The 15,797-nt window shown below is 47.1% G+C and carries 16 protein-coding genes and 1 tRNA gene; 6 read left to right on the top strand and 11 right to left on the bottom strand.

The window, feature by feature from the left end:
- Positions 1 to 129: 129 nt before the first annotated feature.
- The 4 genes from ACTIE0_RS01960 to ACTIE0_RS01945 all read right to left on the bottom strand — a co-directional run bounded on the left by ACTIE0_RS01960 (position 130) and on the right by ACTIE0_RS01945 (position 2,938).
- A tRNA-Ala gene (locus tag ACTIE0_RS01960) sits at positions 130 to 202 on the bottom strand.
- 163 nt (positions 203 to 365) lie between these two features.
- Positions 366 to 578, bottom strand: a complete 213-nt coding sequence (locus tag ACTIE0_RS01955) for a hypothetical protein (RefSeq protein WP_006625359.1) — start codon at positions 576 to 578, stop codon at positions 366 to 368.
- 108 nt (positions 579 to 686) lie between these two features.
- Positions 687 to 1,472 (bottom strand): imidazole glycerol phosphate synthase subunit HisF, encoded by a 786-nt coding sequence (hisF, locus tag ACTIE0_RS01950; RefSeq protein ID WP_006616338.1) that lies wholly within the window; start codon positions 1,470 to 1,472, stop codon positions 687 to 689.
- A gap of 41 nt (positions 1,473 to 1,513) precedes the next feature.
- On the bottom strand, positions 1,514 to 2,938 hold the full coding sequence (locus ACTIE0_RS01945) for an alanine/glycine:cation symporter family protein (protein WP_006670318.1): 1,425 nt from the start codon (positions 2,936 to 2,938) through the stop codon (positions 1,514 to 1,516).
- Positions 2,939 to 3,120: 182 nt separating this feature from the next.
- Between ACTIE0_RS01945 and ACTIE0_RS01940 the strand changes: the two genes are divergently transcribed.
- Positions 3,121 to 3,297 (top strand): hypothetical protein, encoded by a 177-nt coding sequence (locus ACTIE0_RS01940; RefSeq protein ID WP_006670319.1) that lies wholly within the window; start codon positions 3,121 to 3,123, stop codon positions 3,295 to 3,297.
- An 80-nt stretch (positions 3,298 to 3,377) separates the two neighbouring features.
- Complete coding sequence (locus ACTIE0_RS01935; protein ID WP_006670320.1) at positions 3,378 to 3,503, top strand: hypothetical protein; 126 nt, start codon at positions 3,378 to 3,380, stop codon at positions 3,501 to 3,503.
- 6 nt (positions 3,504 to 3,509) lie between these two features.
- Here ACTIE0_RS01935 and ACTIE0_RS01930 read toward each other — a convergent pair whose 3' ends face one another.
- Both ACTIE0_RS01930 and ACTIE0_RS01925 read right to left on the bottom strand, forming a co-directional pair.
- Complete coding sequence (locus ACTIE0_RS01930) at positions 3,510 to 3,773, bottom strand: type II toxin-antitoxin system RelE family toxin (RefSeq protein WP_006670321.1); 264 nt, start codon at positions 3,771 to 3,773, stop codon at positions 3,510 to 3,512.
- The gene (locus ACTIE0_RS01925) at positions 3,770 to 3,988 is read right to left on the bottom strand and encodes a hypothetical protein (RefSeq protein WP_006670322.1); all 219 of its coding nucleotides are present in this window, start codon (positions 3,986 to 3,988) and stop codon (positions 3,770 to 3,772) included. Before ACTIE0_RS01925 ends, ACTIE0_RS01930 begins: the two co-directional genes overlap by 4 nt.
- A 143-nt stretch (positions 3,989 to 4,131) precedes the next feature.
- On the opposite strand from ACTIE0_RS01925, the gene ACTIE0_RS01920 reads away from it, so the two are divergent.
- The 3 genes from ACTIE0_RS01920 to ACTIE0_RS01910 all read left to right on the top strand — a co-directional run bounded on the left by ACTIE0_RS01920 (position 4,132) and on the right by ACTIE0_RS01910 (position 8,832).
- Positions 4,132 to 6,828 (top strand): CHAT domain-containing protein, encoded by a 2,697-nt coding sequence (locus ACTIE0_RS01920; RefSeq protein WP_439516825.1) that lies wholly within the window; start codon positions 4,132 to 4,134, stop codon positions 6,826 to 6,828.
- 76 nt (positions 6,829 to 6,904) lie between these two features.
- Positions 6,905 to 7,330 (top strand): hypothetical protein, encoded by a 426-nt coding sequence (locus tag ACTIE0_RS01915; RefSeq protein WP_006670325.1) that lies wholly within the window; start codon positions 6,905 to 6,907, stop codon positions 7,328 to 7,330.
- Complete coding sequence (locus ACTIE0_RS01910) at positions 7,312 to 8,832, top strand: hypothetical protein (protein WP_006670326.1); 1,521 nt, start codon at positions 7,312 to 7,314, stop codon at positions 8,830 to 8,832. Before ACTIE0_RS01915 ends, ACTIE0_RS01910 begins: the two co-directional genes overlap by 19 nt.
- Positions 8,833 to 8,998: 166 nt before the next feature.
- Here the strand turns inward: ACTIE0_RS01910 and mrdA are convergent, their stop codons facing one another.
- From mrdA to ACTIE0_RS01885, 5 genes are all read right to left on the bottom strand, one after another.
- Positions 8,999 to 10,792 carry a penicillin-binding protein 2 gene (mrdA, locus tag ACTIE0_RS01905; protein ID WP_006670327.1) on the bottom strand — a complete coding sequence of 598 codons (1,794 nt, stop codon included), beginning with the start codon at positions 10,790 to 10,792 and terminating at the stop codon, positions 8,999 to 9,001.
- A 91-nt stretch (positions 10,793 to 10,883) separates the two neighbouring features.
- The gene (locus ACTIE0_RS01900; protein WP_006625371.1) at positions 10,884 to 11,621 is read right to left on the bottom strand and encodes a DUF502 domain-containing protein; all 738 of its coding nucleotides are present in this window, start codon (positions 11,619 to 11,621) and stop codon (positions 10,884 to 10,886) included.
- Positions 11,622 to 11,744: 123 nt separating this feature from the next.
- Positions 11,745 to 13,001 (bottom strand): rod shape-determining protein RodA, encoded by a 1,257-nt coding sequence (gene rodA / locus ACTIE0_RS01895; protein WP_006670328.1) that lies wholly within the window; start codon positions 12,999 to 13,001, stop codon positions 11,745 to 11,747.
- 63 nt (positions 13,002 to 13,064) lie between these two features.
- Positions 13,065 to 13,427 carry a VOC family protein gene (locus tag ACTIE0_RS01890; RefSeq protein WP_006625373.1) on the bottom strand — a complete coding sequence of 121 codons (363 nt, stop codon included), beginning with the start codon at positions 13,425 to 13,427 and terminating at the stop codon, positions 13,065 to 13,067.
- A gap of 80 nt (positions 13,428 to 13,507) precedes the next feature.
- Positions 13,508 to 15,088: a photosystem II high light acclimation radical SAM protein gene (locus ACTIE0_RS01885; protein WP_006625374.1), complete on the bottom strand. Its 1,581-nt coding sequence runs from the start codon at positions 15,086 to 15,088 to the stop codon at positions 13,508 to 13,510.
- Positions 15,089 to 15,349: 261 nt separating this feature from the next.
- On the opposite strand from ACTIE0_RS01885, the gene ACTIE0_RS01880 reads away from it, so the two are divergent.
- Positions 15,350 to 15,733: a DUF1830 domain-containing protein gene (locus ACTIE0_RS01880; RefSeq protein WP_006625375.1), complete on the top strand. Its 384-nt coding sequence runs from the start codon at positions 15,350 to 15,352 to the stop codon at positions 15,731 to 15,733.
- Positions 15,734 to 15,797 lie beyond the last annotated feature (64 nt).

Genomic DNA, 15,797 nt, shown 5'->3' with positions numbered 1-15,797 from the left:
AATCATCCTATTGACAGAATTATTTTCCTGTGCTAGGACTAGATTGTGAGTAATATCTGAGTAATTAGGTACGACTATCGGGTTGAGTGTTTCCCGGTTATCGCCGTTAGGATAAGGGTTCAACTGAAATGGAGCTAAGCGGACTCGAACCGCTGACCCCTGCAATGCCATTGCAGTGCTCTACCAACTGAGCTATAACCCCGGACAAGACATCTTTTAATGTATCACAGGATGATTGGTTAAGTCAATGATTTTGGCAAAAATTTTTTGATAGCCTCGCCCAGAGGCAGGAAAATCGATCGCCCCCCACTGGTAATGGTCGCCCCACGGGGTCTAAAGGTGGGACTGTAGGCGATCGCACCAGATCACATATAGGAGTAAGCATGATGAGACATTTGGGTAAGGTGGTCGATACACGAACCCATGAGAAAATAAACCACAACCATAGCGACGGCGGAAATAGCCACTAATATACCAGCCAGGACAAAGGAAGACTCTCGATATCGAGCCGCTTGCTGCATCAGATGTACAGACCAGGCCACCAGAGCTATATCAATTATTAGAATAGGAATCAGCATAAGTTACGTTTTGTAACATTTCTTCCATTCTAACAGGAGTTTCGTAACTGAGCCGGTAATGGGGAAAATTTAATCTTTTGTTTAGGTAAAACTCCCGTGGGGAAACCATTAGACGTGGGGGAGTGCGTGGGGACGGACGGGAATATGGCGAGTGGCGAGATAGGATTTGATTTCAGCGACGCTTAACTGTCCGTAATGTAACAGAGAAGCCAATAAAGCCGCCTCCGCGCGTCCCTCGGTTAAGGCTTCGTAGATATGCTGAGAGGTTCCCGCGCCCCCAGAGGCAATCACGGGAATTTCGACACTTTCAGCGATAGTCCGGGTTAATTCCAGGTCATAGCCTGCTTGTGTGCCGTCTGCGTCCATACTGGTGACCAGAAGTTCTCCCGCGCCTCGTTGCGCCAATTCTTTCGCCCAAGCGATCGCATCAAGTCCGGTATTTTCGCGACCACCACGGACAAAAACATCCCAACCGGGATTATTTGGGTCAGTGCGCCGACGGGCATCAATAGCGACTACAATACACTGAACACCAAAGCGATCGCTGGCTTTATTGATTAAATCTGGGTCACGGACCGCCGCCGAGTTAATGCTGACCTTATCAGCCCCCGCCCTTAACAAATTTTTAATCATTTCTAAGTTTTGGATACCCCCCCCGACGGTCAAAGGGATAAACACCTGTTCAGCGGTACGATAGACCACATCAATAATGATATCGCGGTCTTCATGGGTAGCGGTAATGTCCAGAAACACCAATTCATCAGCCCCCGCGTCATTATAGGCGGCAGCCAATTCCACCGGGTCGCCAGCGTCTTGGAGATTAACAAAATTGACACCCTTGACCACCCGACCGGCTCTAACATCTAAACATGGTAAAATGCGTTTAGCAAGCATAGCAACTCCTCGATTATGGGGCAAAAAATTCCTTTTCTAGTTTAACTGTTTTGGGCGACCTGATTAGATGTTGTTAATTTTTGCCAATAGTCAGTCAAATCTCGCGCGACTGTGGGGGCTAGAAAATATAGTCCCAATAGATTAGGAATTGACATGGTTAGATACATGGCATCACTGAATTTAATCACGGCTTGAGGATTGACGATCGCCCCTAAAAATATGGCGGTTAAAAATAGGAGTTTATAAATAATCGCCCAGCGTTGTCCTAATAAATATTGCCAACACAATTCCCCATAATATCCCCAGGCTATCATCGTGGAGAAAGCAAAGCAAAATAAAGCCGCAGCCAACACATAAGGGAACCAATGAATCACGGAACCAAAGGCGGCGGATGTGATTTCTGCGCCTCCTAAATTCGCCCAGGCGGGGTTATTATAGGCTCCGGTAATAATGATAACTAAGGCGGTCATATTGCAGATAATGACGGTATCAATTAATGGTTCCAGGGTGGCGACTATTCCCTCTCGGATAGGTTCATCTGTGCGAGCGGCAGCATGAGCGATCGCCGCAATTCCCAAGCCCGCCTCATTAGAAAAAGCCGCCCTTCTAAACCCTTGAATTAAGGCTGCCAAACCTCCCCCCATGACAGCTTGAGGGTCAAAAGCCGAGGCGAAAATAGTAGCGATCGCATCAGGAATTTTTGCCCAATTGACCAGCAGAACCCACAGCGCGGCCATTACATATATAGCACACATGACCGGAACCAGAACCGCGGTAATTTGAGCTATACGGCGAATACCCCCAATAATGACCAATCCGACCAAAAGCACCAAAACCGAGCCATAGAGCCACCCCTGAGAGGCGAATACGGGAAAAACTCGTGCGATCGCGACCTTAGACTGATTAGCTTGAAAGATGCTGGAACTCCCCAAGGCAGCGGCGATCGCCAAAACAGCAAACATAGCGGCCAAAACCCGACCCAAGTTTTTTTGTCCCAAGTCCTGTAAACCCGCCGATAGATAATACATAGGACCCCCGGCGATCGTACCATCTGGGTTAACGAGGCGGTATTTTTGAGCGAGGGTACATTCCACAAATTTACTACTCATTCCCAGAAAACCCGCGAGAGTCATCCAAACCACAGCCCCCGGACCTCCCAAACCAATAGCGATCGCCACTCCCGCAATATTTCCTAATCCCACAGTAGCGGATAAAGCGGTAGCCAATGCTTGAAAGTGGGAAACTTCCCCCTCATCTTCCGGGTTATCATAGACTCCCAAAACCACTTTAATAGCGTGTGTGAAACCCCTAAGATTAACAAATCTCATCCACAGGGTGAAAACCAGACCACCCGCCATAAACCAGACCACAATTAAGGGTATCCCCCCCACTTCCACAAAGATAATTCTGTAGACAATCTCCAGAATCTGGGCAGCTATAATCGATATATTAGGCAATTTATCCATCTGGCAATTATAACTCCCTTGGTAGCCAAAGCTGGGCAGTCACAAAAGATTTCCCTAAGAAACGGGGTTTCTGAAAGTCTGGGGATGGGGTAAAATGGGGATACTATCCTGAAGAGGTGGGAATATCTGAGTTTTGGTGTAAAGCCTGAATAAACTCTCTGTTGTTACCTAGTAAAATAACCATGAATATCAGGCAATTGATTGATGAGGAAATTAGCAAACTAGACGAGGATGAGTTAGCACAACTCTATGAAATTGTCAAGAATTTTTCGCGTCCCAAAACCAACAACAGTTTATTTTCCAAGTTAAAGCAGGTCAAAATTGAGGGTCCCGTTGATTTTGCCGCCAAGGTCACTTAGTTAGGAAAAAGCGATAAACAGGATTCAATGTTGGGGGGATTGGGTAAAATTGTGGTGGTATCCCTATCCGGTGCGTGGTCATGGATGAACAACGAGTGCAAGCCTATCTCTCCCTGATTCAAAAACTCCTCAACTGTGACAGTGGGGAGGAAGCGGCGAGATTGAGCAAGCACCGGGAACTCCTCTTATCAAAGCAAAGGCTGTAACTACATCTACCCTAACAACTTGTCGTAGTCCGTATGCGAACCGATCCAAAACCAGATCACTGTATCTCCATCTACTTGGCCGACTGCTCGGTAGTTTTTGTTAATACGAGCCGAATAAATGGGTAACTCTGGATGCACTTTTTTGAACCGTAGACTTGGATGGTTTGGGTTATTCTGGAACTGGCGATAAGCAGCGCGAGCCTGTTGTTGAACCGGCTTAGGCAAGTCACTAAATAGTTTACGAAACTGGTCAGTAGTGCGCGATTTCACAGCTTTTCTGGGTGAAGTGGGTGGGTTTTACCAGCATGATATTCCGCCATTGCTGAAGCCGCGAGTTTGGCAAGAATATCTGGAGAACGTGAGAATGATTCATCCCAACGACACTCCTGCTCAATTTCTTCTAGGATGATTGCAGCGATCGCATTTTGCTGACTCTCAGACAAGGTTTGTAATCGCGCGATCGCACTTGCGAGTAATTCGGTCATGGCTATTTTACCCCATATTGATGCTCACTCCTAGTATTACCGATTTCAGACCAATTGACGACTCCCCCGACGGGATATTGTCTGTGGTGGATTCTAGCCGCATGGGGTAAAATTGTGGTGGTATCCCTATCCGGTGCGTGGTCATGGATGAACAACGAGTGCAAGCCTATCTCTCCCTGATTCAAGAACTCCTCAACTGTCGCAGTGGGGAGGAAGCGGCGATATTGAGGAAGCACCCGGAACTGGTGGATGAGGGATTAGTGCAGGTGATGCGCGACGTTGCCGAGATGATGGCGGAAGAGGGGGAGGGGAATGCAGGTTGGTTGCGGGATTTTGCCGATACAATCGAAGCGGTTAACTATGAGTTGCCTCGGCTAGAAACTAAATCGACAGCAGATGCTCTGTTGCAGCAAGGATTTCAACAGTATGAACGGAGTCAATATCCCCAAGCCTGGGAATCTTTGCAACAGTCTCTCGCCTTGTATGAGGAAATCGGGGATAGGGCTAGAATCGCTTTATGTTGGGAATGGTTAGGTTGTATTGAGCGCGACCGGGGCAACTGGGACGAGGCGGAGCGTCTGTATCAGCAATCTTTGGCATTGAGAACCGAATTGGGCGATCGCGCCGGGATGGCTACCTCTTGGGGACAGTTGGGAGATATCCAGCGAAATCGGGGCAACTGGGACGAGGCGGAGCGTCTGTATCAGCAATGTTTGGCAATTGAAACCGAATTGGGCGATCGCGCCGGGATGGCATCCTCTTGGGGACTGTTGGGAGATATCCAGCGAAATCGGGGCAACTGGGAGGAGGCGGAGCGTCTGTATCAGCAATATTTGGAAGTGATGACCGAATTGGGCGATCGCAAAGGGATGGCTGATATTTACAATCTTCTCGCCTTTGTCTATCAACACTTAAACCGAATTCCTGAAGCGATCGCCGCCTGGAAAGAAGGGTTAACCATTTGTCCCCCAGAGCAATTCCCCCTAGAAGCCTTGGATATCGGGCGCAGATTGGGCAATGCTGCCTTTCGGATTCAAGACTGGGAAACCGCCATCTATGGCTATGAGGCTGCGATCGAAGCCGTCGAAACCCGTTGCACTTTCACCGACTCCTACAGCGAGAAACAAAAACGCCGGGAAGCGGCCCTAGACCTCTATCCCCAACTGGTGCAAGCCTGCATCAATGGCGGCGATATCGGGAAAGCCTTAGCCAGCGTCGAACGCAGCAAATCCCGCAACCTCATCGAACTCCTCAGCAACCGCGACCTTTACCCCAAAGGCGACATTCCCCCAGAAATTCTGCGACAACTCGACAAGCTGCGTCGGGAAGTCACCGCCAAACAGCGACTTATCGAAACCCTCGAAACCCCCACCAACTCCGATAATCAGGACATCGGCGGACTGGGACAACGGGGCAGCAGTGCCGCCAACTTCACCCCGGAAGTTATGAAGAGCCTGCGTCAAGAGTACGAACAGGCGCAAAAGGCCTTAACCAAACTCCTGAAAACCCTAAACACCTACGACCCCAACTTCAGCCTCACCCAACGAGTCCAACCCATCCAATTCTCGAAAATTCAGGAGTTATTGGATAAGGAAACCCTGTTGATGCAATGGTATCTCAGCCCCCAAGGAATTTATACCTTTATCGTCAGGGGCGAAACCGGGGAAATTTCCGTGCATCTTTCCCCCCCAGAAAACCTGGAGCAATTACAGGAGTTGCGCGACACCTATCTCCAAACCTATCAACGCCACCACTCCGACGACTGGGAAACCAATCTCGACCACTTCCTGCGCCGTCTGCGGGATATCCTGGAATTACCCCAACTCCTCCCCCAAATTCCCCCCACCTACCGCCGCCTAATTGTCGTCCCCTATCGGGAGTTGCATTTATTCCCCCTCCACGCCTTACCCCTGGGGGATGAGGATGAACCGGACTATCTCGCCGATAGATTTCCCCTGGGAGTCACCTATAGCCCGAGTTGTCAATTCCTGGAAGTCTCCCAACGCCAGCGCAAAACCAGCAACCGCCAGCGCTTCTTTGCTATCCAAAATCCCACGGAAGACCTATACTATGCGGACTTAGAGGTTGAAGCCATTTTAGCCAACTTCTCCACCAACGCCAGCCGTCTCACTCGCCAGCAAGCCAGCAAAACCAGCCTGAAGGAAGACCCCCACCGCCAAGCATTCCAAGAGGCGGACTATCTCCATTTTGCCGGACATGGGGCGTTCAATTTCAACAGTCCCCTCCTCTCTCCCCTGGTGTTAGCGGGGGCGAAAGTCTCCGTCAGTGACACAGAAGGGCTAACCCTCTGCGAGGAAACCACCCCCTCTGAACCCGCCGAGACTCGTTTTCTCCCTTGGCGCAAAGGCACGCAGATTGACCTAAGCAAATGTTACACCCTGGGAGAATTGTTTGAACTGGATTTACCCGCCTGTCGCCTGGTGATTCTCTCGGCTTGTGAAACGGGGTTAACAGACTTTTCCCCCAACTTGGAAGAGTATATCAGTTTGGGGCTAGGGTTTCTGTATGCGGGGGCGGCGAATGTGATTTGCAGTCTTTGGGCGGTGAATGATGTCTCGACCGCGATTTTGATGGTAAAATTGTATGAGGAAATGCAGACCCAGCCCTCGGTGGCGTTAGCCTTGAAACAGGCTCAAGAGTGGATGAGAGCAGTCACGAAGCAGGAGTTAACGGCGTGGCTGAATGAGCAGGACTCGGCGGGAAACCCTTATCCCAAGGCGAAACTCCGAGATAACTTGGGGTTAGGTCTTAAACGCGCCGATTACCGACCCTATCAACATCCTATCCATTGGGGGGCATTTTGTGCGATCGGAGTTTAGTCAATAATTAATAATTAATAATTAATAATTAATAATGAATTGCAGGACCCAATAATCTATTCCCAACCAGACAACCATGAAAGACTCAACCGAAACTCTGCTGATGTTCGCCGAACTTCTGGAAGCTGAACCGCCAATCCTACCGCCAGATGCTTTGGAACCCGCTAAGGAATTGGCAGCCAACTTGCAGAATCTATCTGAAGCCGATATCAATCAGGCATCAGATCTGATTATAGACTGGATGGCACGATTTCCGCAAGCCCAAAATCACTTGGAAAAAGCGCGACGACAAAGAACCCGCAAGGAAGCCAACAAAACCCGCAAGGAAGCCGACGAACTCGAAGAAGATTCTCCCGATGAAATACAATACACAATTCCCAACTTCCAAATCATCGAAGAAACGGAAACCAGGGTGATTATTACTCCGGCTCCCAATTCCTCCCAAATCTCCTTGTTTATCTATGTTCGGGAAAGTTTGAGTCAATGGATTCAAAAAAAATAATTCCCCACACGGTTTATGCTCCCAATTTGCACCTTTTCGCGTTTCATCTGTGGCGGGGATTGACGGGGGAAACGGATTCCCTTGCGCCGCACCCGAAACAGTTATGGGAAAGGGGAGATGATATTTTAGAGGCGCTGGGTTTTACGGAACGCCTCGACATTCACGGCTACCCAGACAACTCCCCAGAACCCGTCGGCTTGGAAGTTAACCTGAATCCTAAGAACCGTCTCCACCTCACGGGAACTCTGCCTAATTCGGACTTAAAAATAACGGGGAATATCTACACCCACCGACTGAATGATAGTTATAGCTTAACGGTTAATTTATGTCGCCCAGAATCGGAAAATGGCAACAAAACCCCAGAGGTCGATATTTCGTTTTGGCGCAATTTAAACACAGAAAGCCTGGTTTTTCTGCCAGATTTCATCCAAAGCTCTCTGGAACAAACATTGCTATTAACGGCATTTTTGCCAGTAAATGAACGCACAAAAAAGCCGGAAGATTTGGCAGATTTAGCGCACAGTTGCTTGGCGCAGGTAATGCCTTCCCGTAAGGTTAAACGTCCACCTTTGCACAAAATGGGGGAGTTGTTTGGTAGCCCGTTTTTTGAGTTTGGCGGTCAAGTTGTTGACGGGAATTTAGAGGGGGAAGCGCAGGTGCAACCCCATATCATCATCTTCCTGTTTCGGGACGATTTAGCCAGTGGTAAGTTGGTGGATGCTTATCGCCAATTTATCAATCTATTTTACTATCGAAATAAGGTGCTTTCCGCCTACCGGGAAACGCGGACACTGTACCGCAAAACCTACATCGCCTATACACAGTTAGAGCATAAAGTCAAGTCTTTTAAGCAAGAATTAACCCAAAATGAAACCCGTCTAGCGTTGACTGAGAGGCAACTGGAAGACCTGAAAAAGGTGTTAAAGGAATTGGCGGCGTTAGATTTGGAATATGCGCGACTGTTGCGAAACTATAAGCATTGTCGCAATACGATTAGCATCAATACGAAAAACTATCAGGTAACATTGACGGATATTTTTGACAGGCTGAGAAAGAAGGGTTATGATTTACAACAGCAGGAAATGGATGTTTTCAGGGAGTTTAGCGATCGCACTTCTCCCTATTTCCAAACCCGCATTAGTGACGAACTCAACTACTTTGTGGAGGGGTCAAGTTTAGCGGATAAAGCGATCGCCTCAATTCGTGGTATAGTGGAGATTGAACAAACCCAACGCGATCGCACCCGAGAACAACAAAACCAAAAACTCCAAGACGAAATTCAGGCTTGGGGTGTAGCCATTGGGACGGGAGCCATTATCGCTTCTACTTCGGGGTTAATGTTTGAGGAACCGAGGATTTTTCCCCTACCAGAAAATGGCGGGGGAATTTCCCATCCTTTTGCGATCGCTCTTTTCGCCAGTGTTGCGGGTGCTATTGTGGGGTGGAGTGGGACTAAATTTCTCATCTGGTTGAGTCGTCGGAAAGGGTTTCCTTTTCGTTAGGTGGTGGGGGGAAAGAAACCCGGTTTCTACCAGTCTCTCTGTTTCTCAATCAAGATTTTACCTAAGAAACCGGGTTTCTCGGTGTCTGGTGGGGGGAAAGAAACTCTAAAGAAACCGGGTTTCTCGGTGTCTGGTGGGGGTCAAATAGGAGCGATCGCTCCTGATGCTATTTTCTCCCATTGAAATAGGTCTGAAAAACCGCCTTAGCAATAGGTGCGGCGGACACAGAACCATAACCACCTCTTTCGACCAAAACTGCGATCGCAATTTCTGGTTGATCCGCAGGTCCAAAAGCCACATACATAGAATTGTTGGGGTGTCCGGGAATTTCTACGGTTCCAGTTTTCCCTCCGGTTAAAGGAATAGAACCATCATTCAAAATTCTAGCAGTTCCCTCCTTGACAGTATCAATTAATCCCTGTCGGACCACATTTAAACTACCCGCCGAAATGGAAGTTTTAATAGGTTTAGTTTCATCGGTATTAGTTTGGGAAGCCAAGAGGTGAGGTTGTACTCGATAGCCGCCATTAGCGACGGTACTGGTCATAACCGCCAATTCCAAGGGAGTAGCTAAAACCAACCCCTGACCGATCGCCATAGTGACAGTATCCGCCACATACCAAGGCTCACCATACCATGCTTGTTTTTCTTCTGGGGTAGGGATTTGACCATGATTAGCGCCATCAAGTCCCAATAAATCCAAATTAATACTACCACCAATCCCTAATTCTTTCCCCCATTTAGCAATTTGATGAGGTCCCGCCGCCATTCCCACCTGATAAAAAAAGGTATTACTACTAACAGCAAGTGCCTTTCTAAATCCAATAGTACCATAACCACTATTACTATGCTCATGAAAACTCACGCCGCCAATGGTAATAGCCCCCGCAGTGGGTACAGTTGAATTAGGGGAAAATTTACCCGATTCTATACCGGCGATCGCCGTAACAATTTTAAATGTACTACCAGAAGGGTAGCCCTGTACAGCCCTATTTAACATAGGATTCTCGCCGCTTTGTAATTGTTGCCATTGTTGTGCAGTCATCGGACCAGAGAATATATTAGGATTAAAGCTAGGATGACTAACCATAGCCAAAATCGCGCCAGTTTTCACATCTAATACTACTACAGCACCAGAGCGATCGCCTAAAGCAGTTTCGGCGGTTTTTTGTAGTTCCAAATCTAAAGTTAACTGAAGCGGCTGACCGGGTTTTGGTTGTTGAATACCTAGATCTTGAATTTCCTCTCCCCGAGAATTGACCTCAATTAATCGATTTCCCCACACTCCCTCAAGGGAAGAGTTAGCTATACGTTCTATCCCCATTTTCCCCGTTAGCATTCCCATAGGGTATTGAGGATTAGCCTTTAATTCCTGTAAACTAGCAGCGCCAATATATCCTAAAATATGGGAAGCCAGATGATTGTGTGGATAATAACGTTGAGACTCCCCGCGAACTTCTACCCCTTTAAAATACTCAGAACGTTCGGCGAGAGCAATAAACATTCCTGGGGTAATATCCTGTTTAATTAGCACAAAAAGATGGGAATTATAGCCCTTATTTTCGATAAGATTAATAATTTCTTGTGGAGTGATATCAAGAATCGGACCCAGTTGGGTAGCAATTTCCTGCCACTGTTGGGGTGACTGTTCCCTAGGCCAAATATAAACTGATCGCGCCAAACGACTGCTGGTGAGTCTTTGATTATGGCGATCGAAAATTTCGCCTCGTTTTGCCGGAATAGGAACTAGGCGAAGTCGGTTATTTTCCGCTCTGTCCCAATTGATAGCTCCTTGAATCAATTGTAAATTAGCGAGTTGAACAGTGTACAAACAAAACCCGGCAGTAATCAATAACAGCAGGATAATACCACGATGCAGACGGCCACGGTAAGACTGATGCCGCTGCGGTTTATCAGAAGTATATTGATTGTGAGGGGTAAACGGAGATTCACCAGCCATAGTTATCCTATCCAATGACCTACCTTTTATTTTTCAAAAGTGGTGTCATGAATCCGGAAAATCTATAGGCTGATTATTCCGTCGTGTAAACCTAAGGAGCAAATTGTTGTTCTTCCAGGGTGACAGGTTGTTCCGCATTTTTCTTAGAGATAATAGGGTCTAGGGGAGTTTCCACAGGAGGACTAGCGCTAGGCTTTAGAGAAGTGGAAGCATTAACAATACCACCGGAGACGATAATTTTAAATGCTTCTTCTACCGATAGGGATAAGTCGATCGCTTCATGGCGGGGAACAATAGCATACCAGCCACTGGTAGGGTTAGGAGTAGTCGGCACAAAAACACCAATCATATCTTCCGACAGGTGAGATTGAATGGTTGCATCTGCTGATCCGGTGACGAAAGCCAGAGTCCAAACTCCCCGCCGAGGATATTCTATCAGAACCACCCGCCGAAACTTATCATTTGAGTCTCTGAGGAGAGTTTCCAGAAGTTGTTTGAGGGTTTTGTAAACTGACCCCGCCAAGGGAATGCCTTGTAAAATCTGTTCACTGAGGTTAAGTAACCACTGACCAGCGATATTTCTAGCCATCAGACCAATGAACAGAATACCCATTAATGGAACAGCTAACCCCACCAAAATATTAAGTAGATTGACCAGAATGGGATTGAGGCCATCAAAAGGGTTAACTTGTTTAGGAATGCGGGTCAGAAATTTAATCACCGCTGTAGCCACGGTAATACTAAGCCAGATAGTAGTCGCCAGGGGAATTACCACCAGCAACCCGGCAATCAAATCATTTTTTAAATCATGTTTGAGGTTTTGGAACACGAGGCGTTCACTCTCCTGTTGACTAAAATGATGGGTTTGTGAAAATGGCGACTGCTTACGCCAAAGGGGTTAGGGGGACTGGCTGACTGAACCCGACAAAGAACCCCCCAGGAATTGGTAAGCCTAGAAAATGCGTTTTCGCTGTCGGTGGTTAGCAACAGATTCTACTAATCCCATGGCTAGAAAATTACTTAGGAGTGCCGATCGCCCATAGCTGAGAAATGGTAAAGGGATGCCTGTAACTGGTGCTAGTCCAATATTCATGCCAATATTTACAAATACTTGGAACATCAACATTGACAATACCCCGATCGCAATTAAGGAACCAAAACTATCCTTAGCAGTTTGGGCAATAATCACCAATCGCAGGCAAATTATCCAGAACACTGCCAAAACAATAATACAACCGATAAACCCCAATTCTTCCCCAATGGCAGAAAAGATGAAGTCGGTATGCTGTTCGGGAATAAAATCTAGCTGAGTTTGGGTTCCCTGATACAAACCTCGGCCATATAACTGTCCCGAACCAATGGCAATGCGAGATTGAATTAAGTGATATCCTGCTCCTAGGGGGTCTTGCTCTGGGTTTAAAAAGCCAATCAGTCGCTGCTTTTGATAATCTTGCAGAAACCCCCAGAAAATATCTCCTAATTTTCCGGCCCCCAAATTCATACCCAAGGCGAGAGGTCCGGTCACATACCGCCAAGGTAAACTCCACCAGCCTACAAACCCCATGGCTACAGCCCAAATGATGCCAGCAGGTTGATAGACTGTTGTTAAAATAGCTGATATAATCGGGGACAATAACAGGATTAACCAACCGGGATGGACATTGCCCCAATACAACATTCCCAGGGTAATCATACCAAAGACTAGGGAGGTTCCTAGGTTGGGTTCAATTAATACTAACCCCCAGGGAACAGCCGCGATAATCAGCATTTTGATGGTGTCTGGAATGCTGGGTATCTTGACCTCGTGCAGAAGTGCTGCCAAAACAATAATTATCCCCACCTTGGCAAATTCGGAGGGCTGGACGTGAAAACCACCAATATTAATCCAGCGTTGGGCTCCTAGGGCTGTGGTTCCGATTAATTGAACGGCAATCAGGGAGAGGTTAACGATAATATAAACTATCCATTTCCAATTGATTAGTGTTTGGTAGTTACTCTTGGCAATTATCATCGCCAGGATTAACCCTACACCTCCGGTGATCCAGTGTTGCCACCAGTCTGTCAGTCCTTGGGTAACTTCTACACTACGGATCATGATGCCGCCTAATCCGGTGAGGGCGACACAGGCGACTAATAATAACCAGTCTACTTCTGCCCAAGCTGCTAGGGGCGATCGCCTATAGCTTTTTAATCTGGCTCTGAAAAACATATAATTTTTGGCTGAACTGTTTAACTCTTAACCTACCCACGGAAACAGGGATGATTAAATCACTCAATTATCACCTTTTTTGATGGGTTCATAGAGATACTCAAAGGCGTTACCGTCCGGGTCGCGACCGTAAAAGGAGGCGGTACCGTCTCGGTGTTCGTGAATGGGGGTAATTTCTGCCCCTTGTTGTTGTAATTGCTGATAGGCTGTTTCTATTTCCGTGCGATCGCTAAACACAAACCCAAAATGGGATCTGGCTTGGTTGTAACCTGGACCCAGCAAGGCAAGTCCATCATCTCCCGCCTTCAAATAAGCCCAATCGCTATCTTGCCATACTAATTCCATACCCAAATTTTGGTAAAAACTGGCGGCGGTCTGAATATCTTGGACACAGATGGCTACATGGCCTAAGCGTTTGAGTTGCATAATCAGAAATTAGGGTTTATGGTTGCTATTCTACGAAGAAAGTGGGCAAAATCGCCCACTCTCCGACACTGTGAATGATTTTAACCTGCCTTGACCAGTTGTTTGTCAGCAGGGCGATCGCTTTGGACAGGCGCACTCAAAGCCTCTTCTAGGGATGATTTCCCCAGACGTTCTTCTAGGATATCCATCACTCCCCGTCCAAAATCATTAGGGTTCCGTTTCCAGGCTTCTAAACAGACCTCCCCAAAGAAAGACCCCAAGGGTTCCGGGTTCCATAGAAGTTTCCGGGCTGTCCAAGGCATCAAACTCATGGGATTATAATTGCGATCGAGTATACCGTTGTTAAAGGCATATTCTTCTAAATGGGTGTGGGGTTGTAAGCCAATAAAAAAGATGGCAGGTTCCACCTTATCCGCCCCAAAAATCGCCTCCAATTCCCGATGATAAGCAATGGTCTGACGGATAGTGTCAAAGGTTTCATCAATCACATTAAAGGAATAGTTGACAGACACCAAATCATTAAATCCGGCTGCTTTTAAATCTCGGCAGTTTTCTAATACTACACGCAGATTATAGCCCATCCGCATTTTTCTGACCAATTCCTGGGAACCGCTGGTGATACCGATTTCAAAGTAATTCATTCCGGTTTTAACCATCAGTTCACACAATTGGGGGGTGAGGTTATCCGCCCGAATATACGCCGCCCAATTTATATCATTCATGCCAGCATCAAGGATTTTTTGTAGCAGTTCTACGGCATCATCAATAAATCGACGGGCGGGGATAAATTGAGCATCGGTAAACCAAAAGTTACGGATTCCACGATGGTAAAGTTGCTGCATTTCTGCGACTACTTCATCAGCGGGATTAATCCGCACCTGTTTACCTTCAATTACGGTATAGACACAATAACAGCAGTTGTGGGGACAACCACGCTTAGTCTGAACACCGATATAAAAATCCCCATCCTGAAAATAGTAGTCAAACTCCGGCCAAACTTGGCTAATATAATCATAGTTACAGGCGGTTTTCTCAATATTAGTCGGTTTTTCATGAATCATGCGATCGCGTGGTTGAGTTTGTCCGACCACATAACAGCGTTCATTACTGAAGTCTTCACCCCTCAATAATTTTTCTAATAACGCCTCCCCTTCCCCTACGGAAATAATTGTGCCATCAGGGAGACTCTCCCCTAATTGTTCATAAAACACACTCACCGCGCCGCCACCTACTACCGCGCGTGCTTGGGGTTGATAGCGTCTGGCTCGGTTGAGTCCCTGCCGCACTAAACTGGTATTACGCCACAGTTCGTTATAGTAGGATACTGCTAACCGTAATCCTCCGAAAGCACCCCGCAACTTAACTAGGGGGTTTTTGGCATAGTAAAACTCAAAGGCATTTTGCAAAGGATTTCCGCCCCGTCCGCCCACGGGAGCATAAATTTGGATATCCCGCCACGAAAATACTAACAGTGTCGGCTGGAACTCGTCAATGCAGTTATTGAGGGCTAAACTATAGTCTAGGGGGGGAACAGTCCCTAGGTCAAAGATTCGCTGCTCTACAGAACCAAATAGCTTATGTACATGGTCTGCTAGGTAAACTACCCCTATGGGGAAGATGGGGTTGCAGGGGAGGCGAACGTATAGGATTTTTTGGTCCATGATTTTAAATGAGTGAATGGGTTGCTTATTAATATAACTTAACAATATAGCTGGCTGTTTTCATCTTACAATCAATGGCGAGGGCGGGTTAATGGGCTGCGATCGCTTCACTTGAGCCAGATGGGGGGATCGTCGAATATATGATAGTCGGTAGGTTACAGGCAAAAATCATGATCGATTGGTAGTCGCGATTACAGCCAATAGCGATCGCAAAATGTTAGTTTGGCTGTATACAAAACTCATATTGCAATACTCCTTAACATGGCTCAAATTCTTGATCCCGTACCCTATAACAGTCCTGGCCGAGTTCTCTGCTGCTACGTTAACGCTACTAGCAATATTCAGATTGCCAGAATTAGCAATGTCCCAAATTGGTATTTTGAACGGGTGGTATTTCCCGGTCAGCGTTTGGTGTTTGAAGCTATACCAGAAGCCCTATTAGAGATTCACACAGGAAAAATGGCTAGTGCCATTCTATCCGATAAGATTCCCTGCGATCGTCTGCAAATTGACCAAGAACTCCCACCTATTGATGAAGTCCACCCCAGTGCCGCTGCCCTAGCTTACCACGAACGGATCACAGGTCGCAGTTCTGAAGGAAAGCCCTCAGTTTTGACAACTCCGGCTTTGAGTTCTGTTGATTAACCCCTAGAGTGCGTCAGACCGAGATAATCGGAATCACCACCAGAGTATAGCAGTTCCCGGACGG

This window comes from Limnospira sp. (assembly GCF_051859755.1).
Lineage (GTDB): Bacteria > Cyanobacteriota > Cyanobacteriia > Cyanobacteriales > Microcoleaceae > Limnospira > Limnospira fusiformis.
This window is presented reverse-complemented; position numbering and strand designations above follow the sequence as displayed.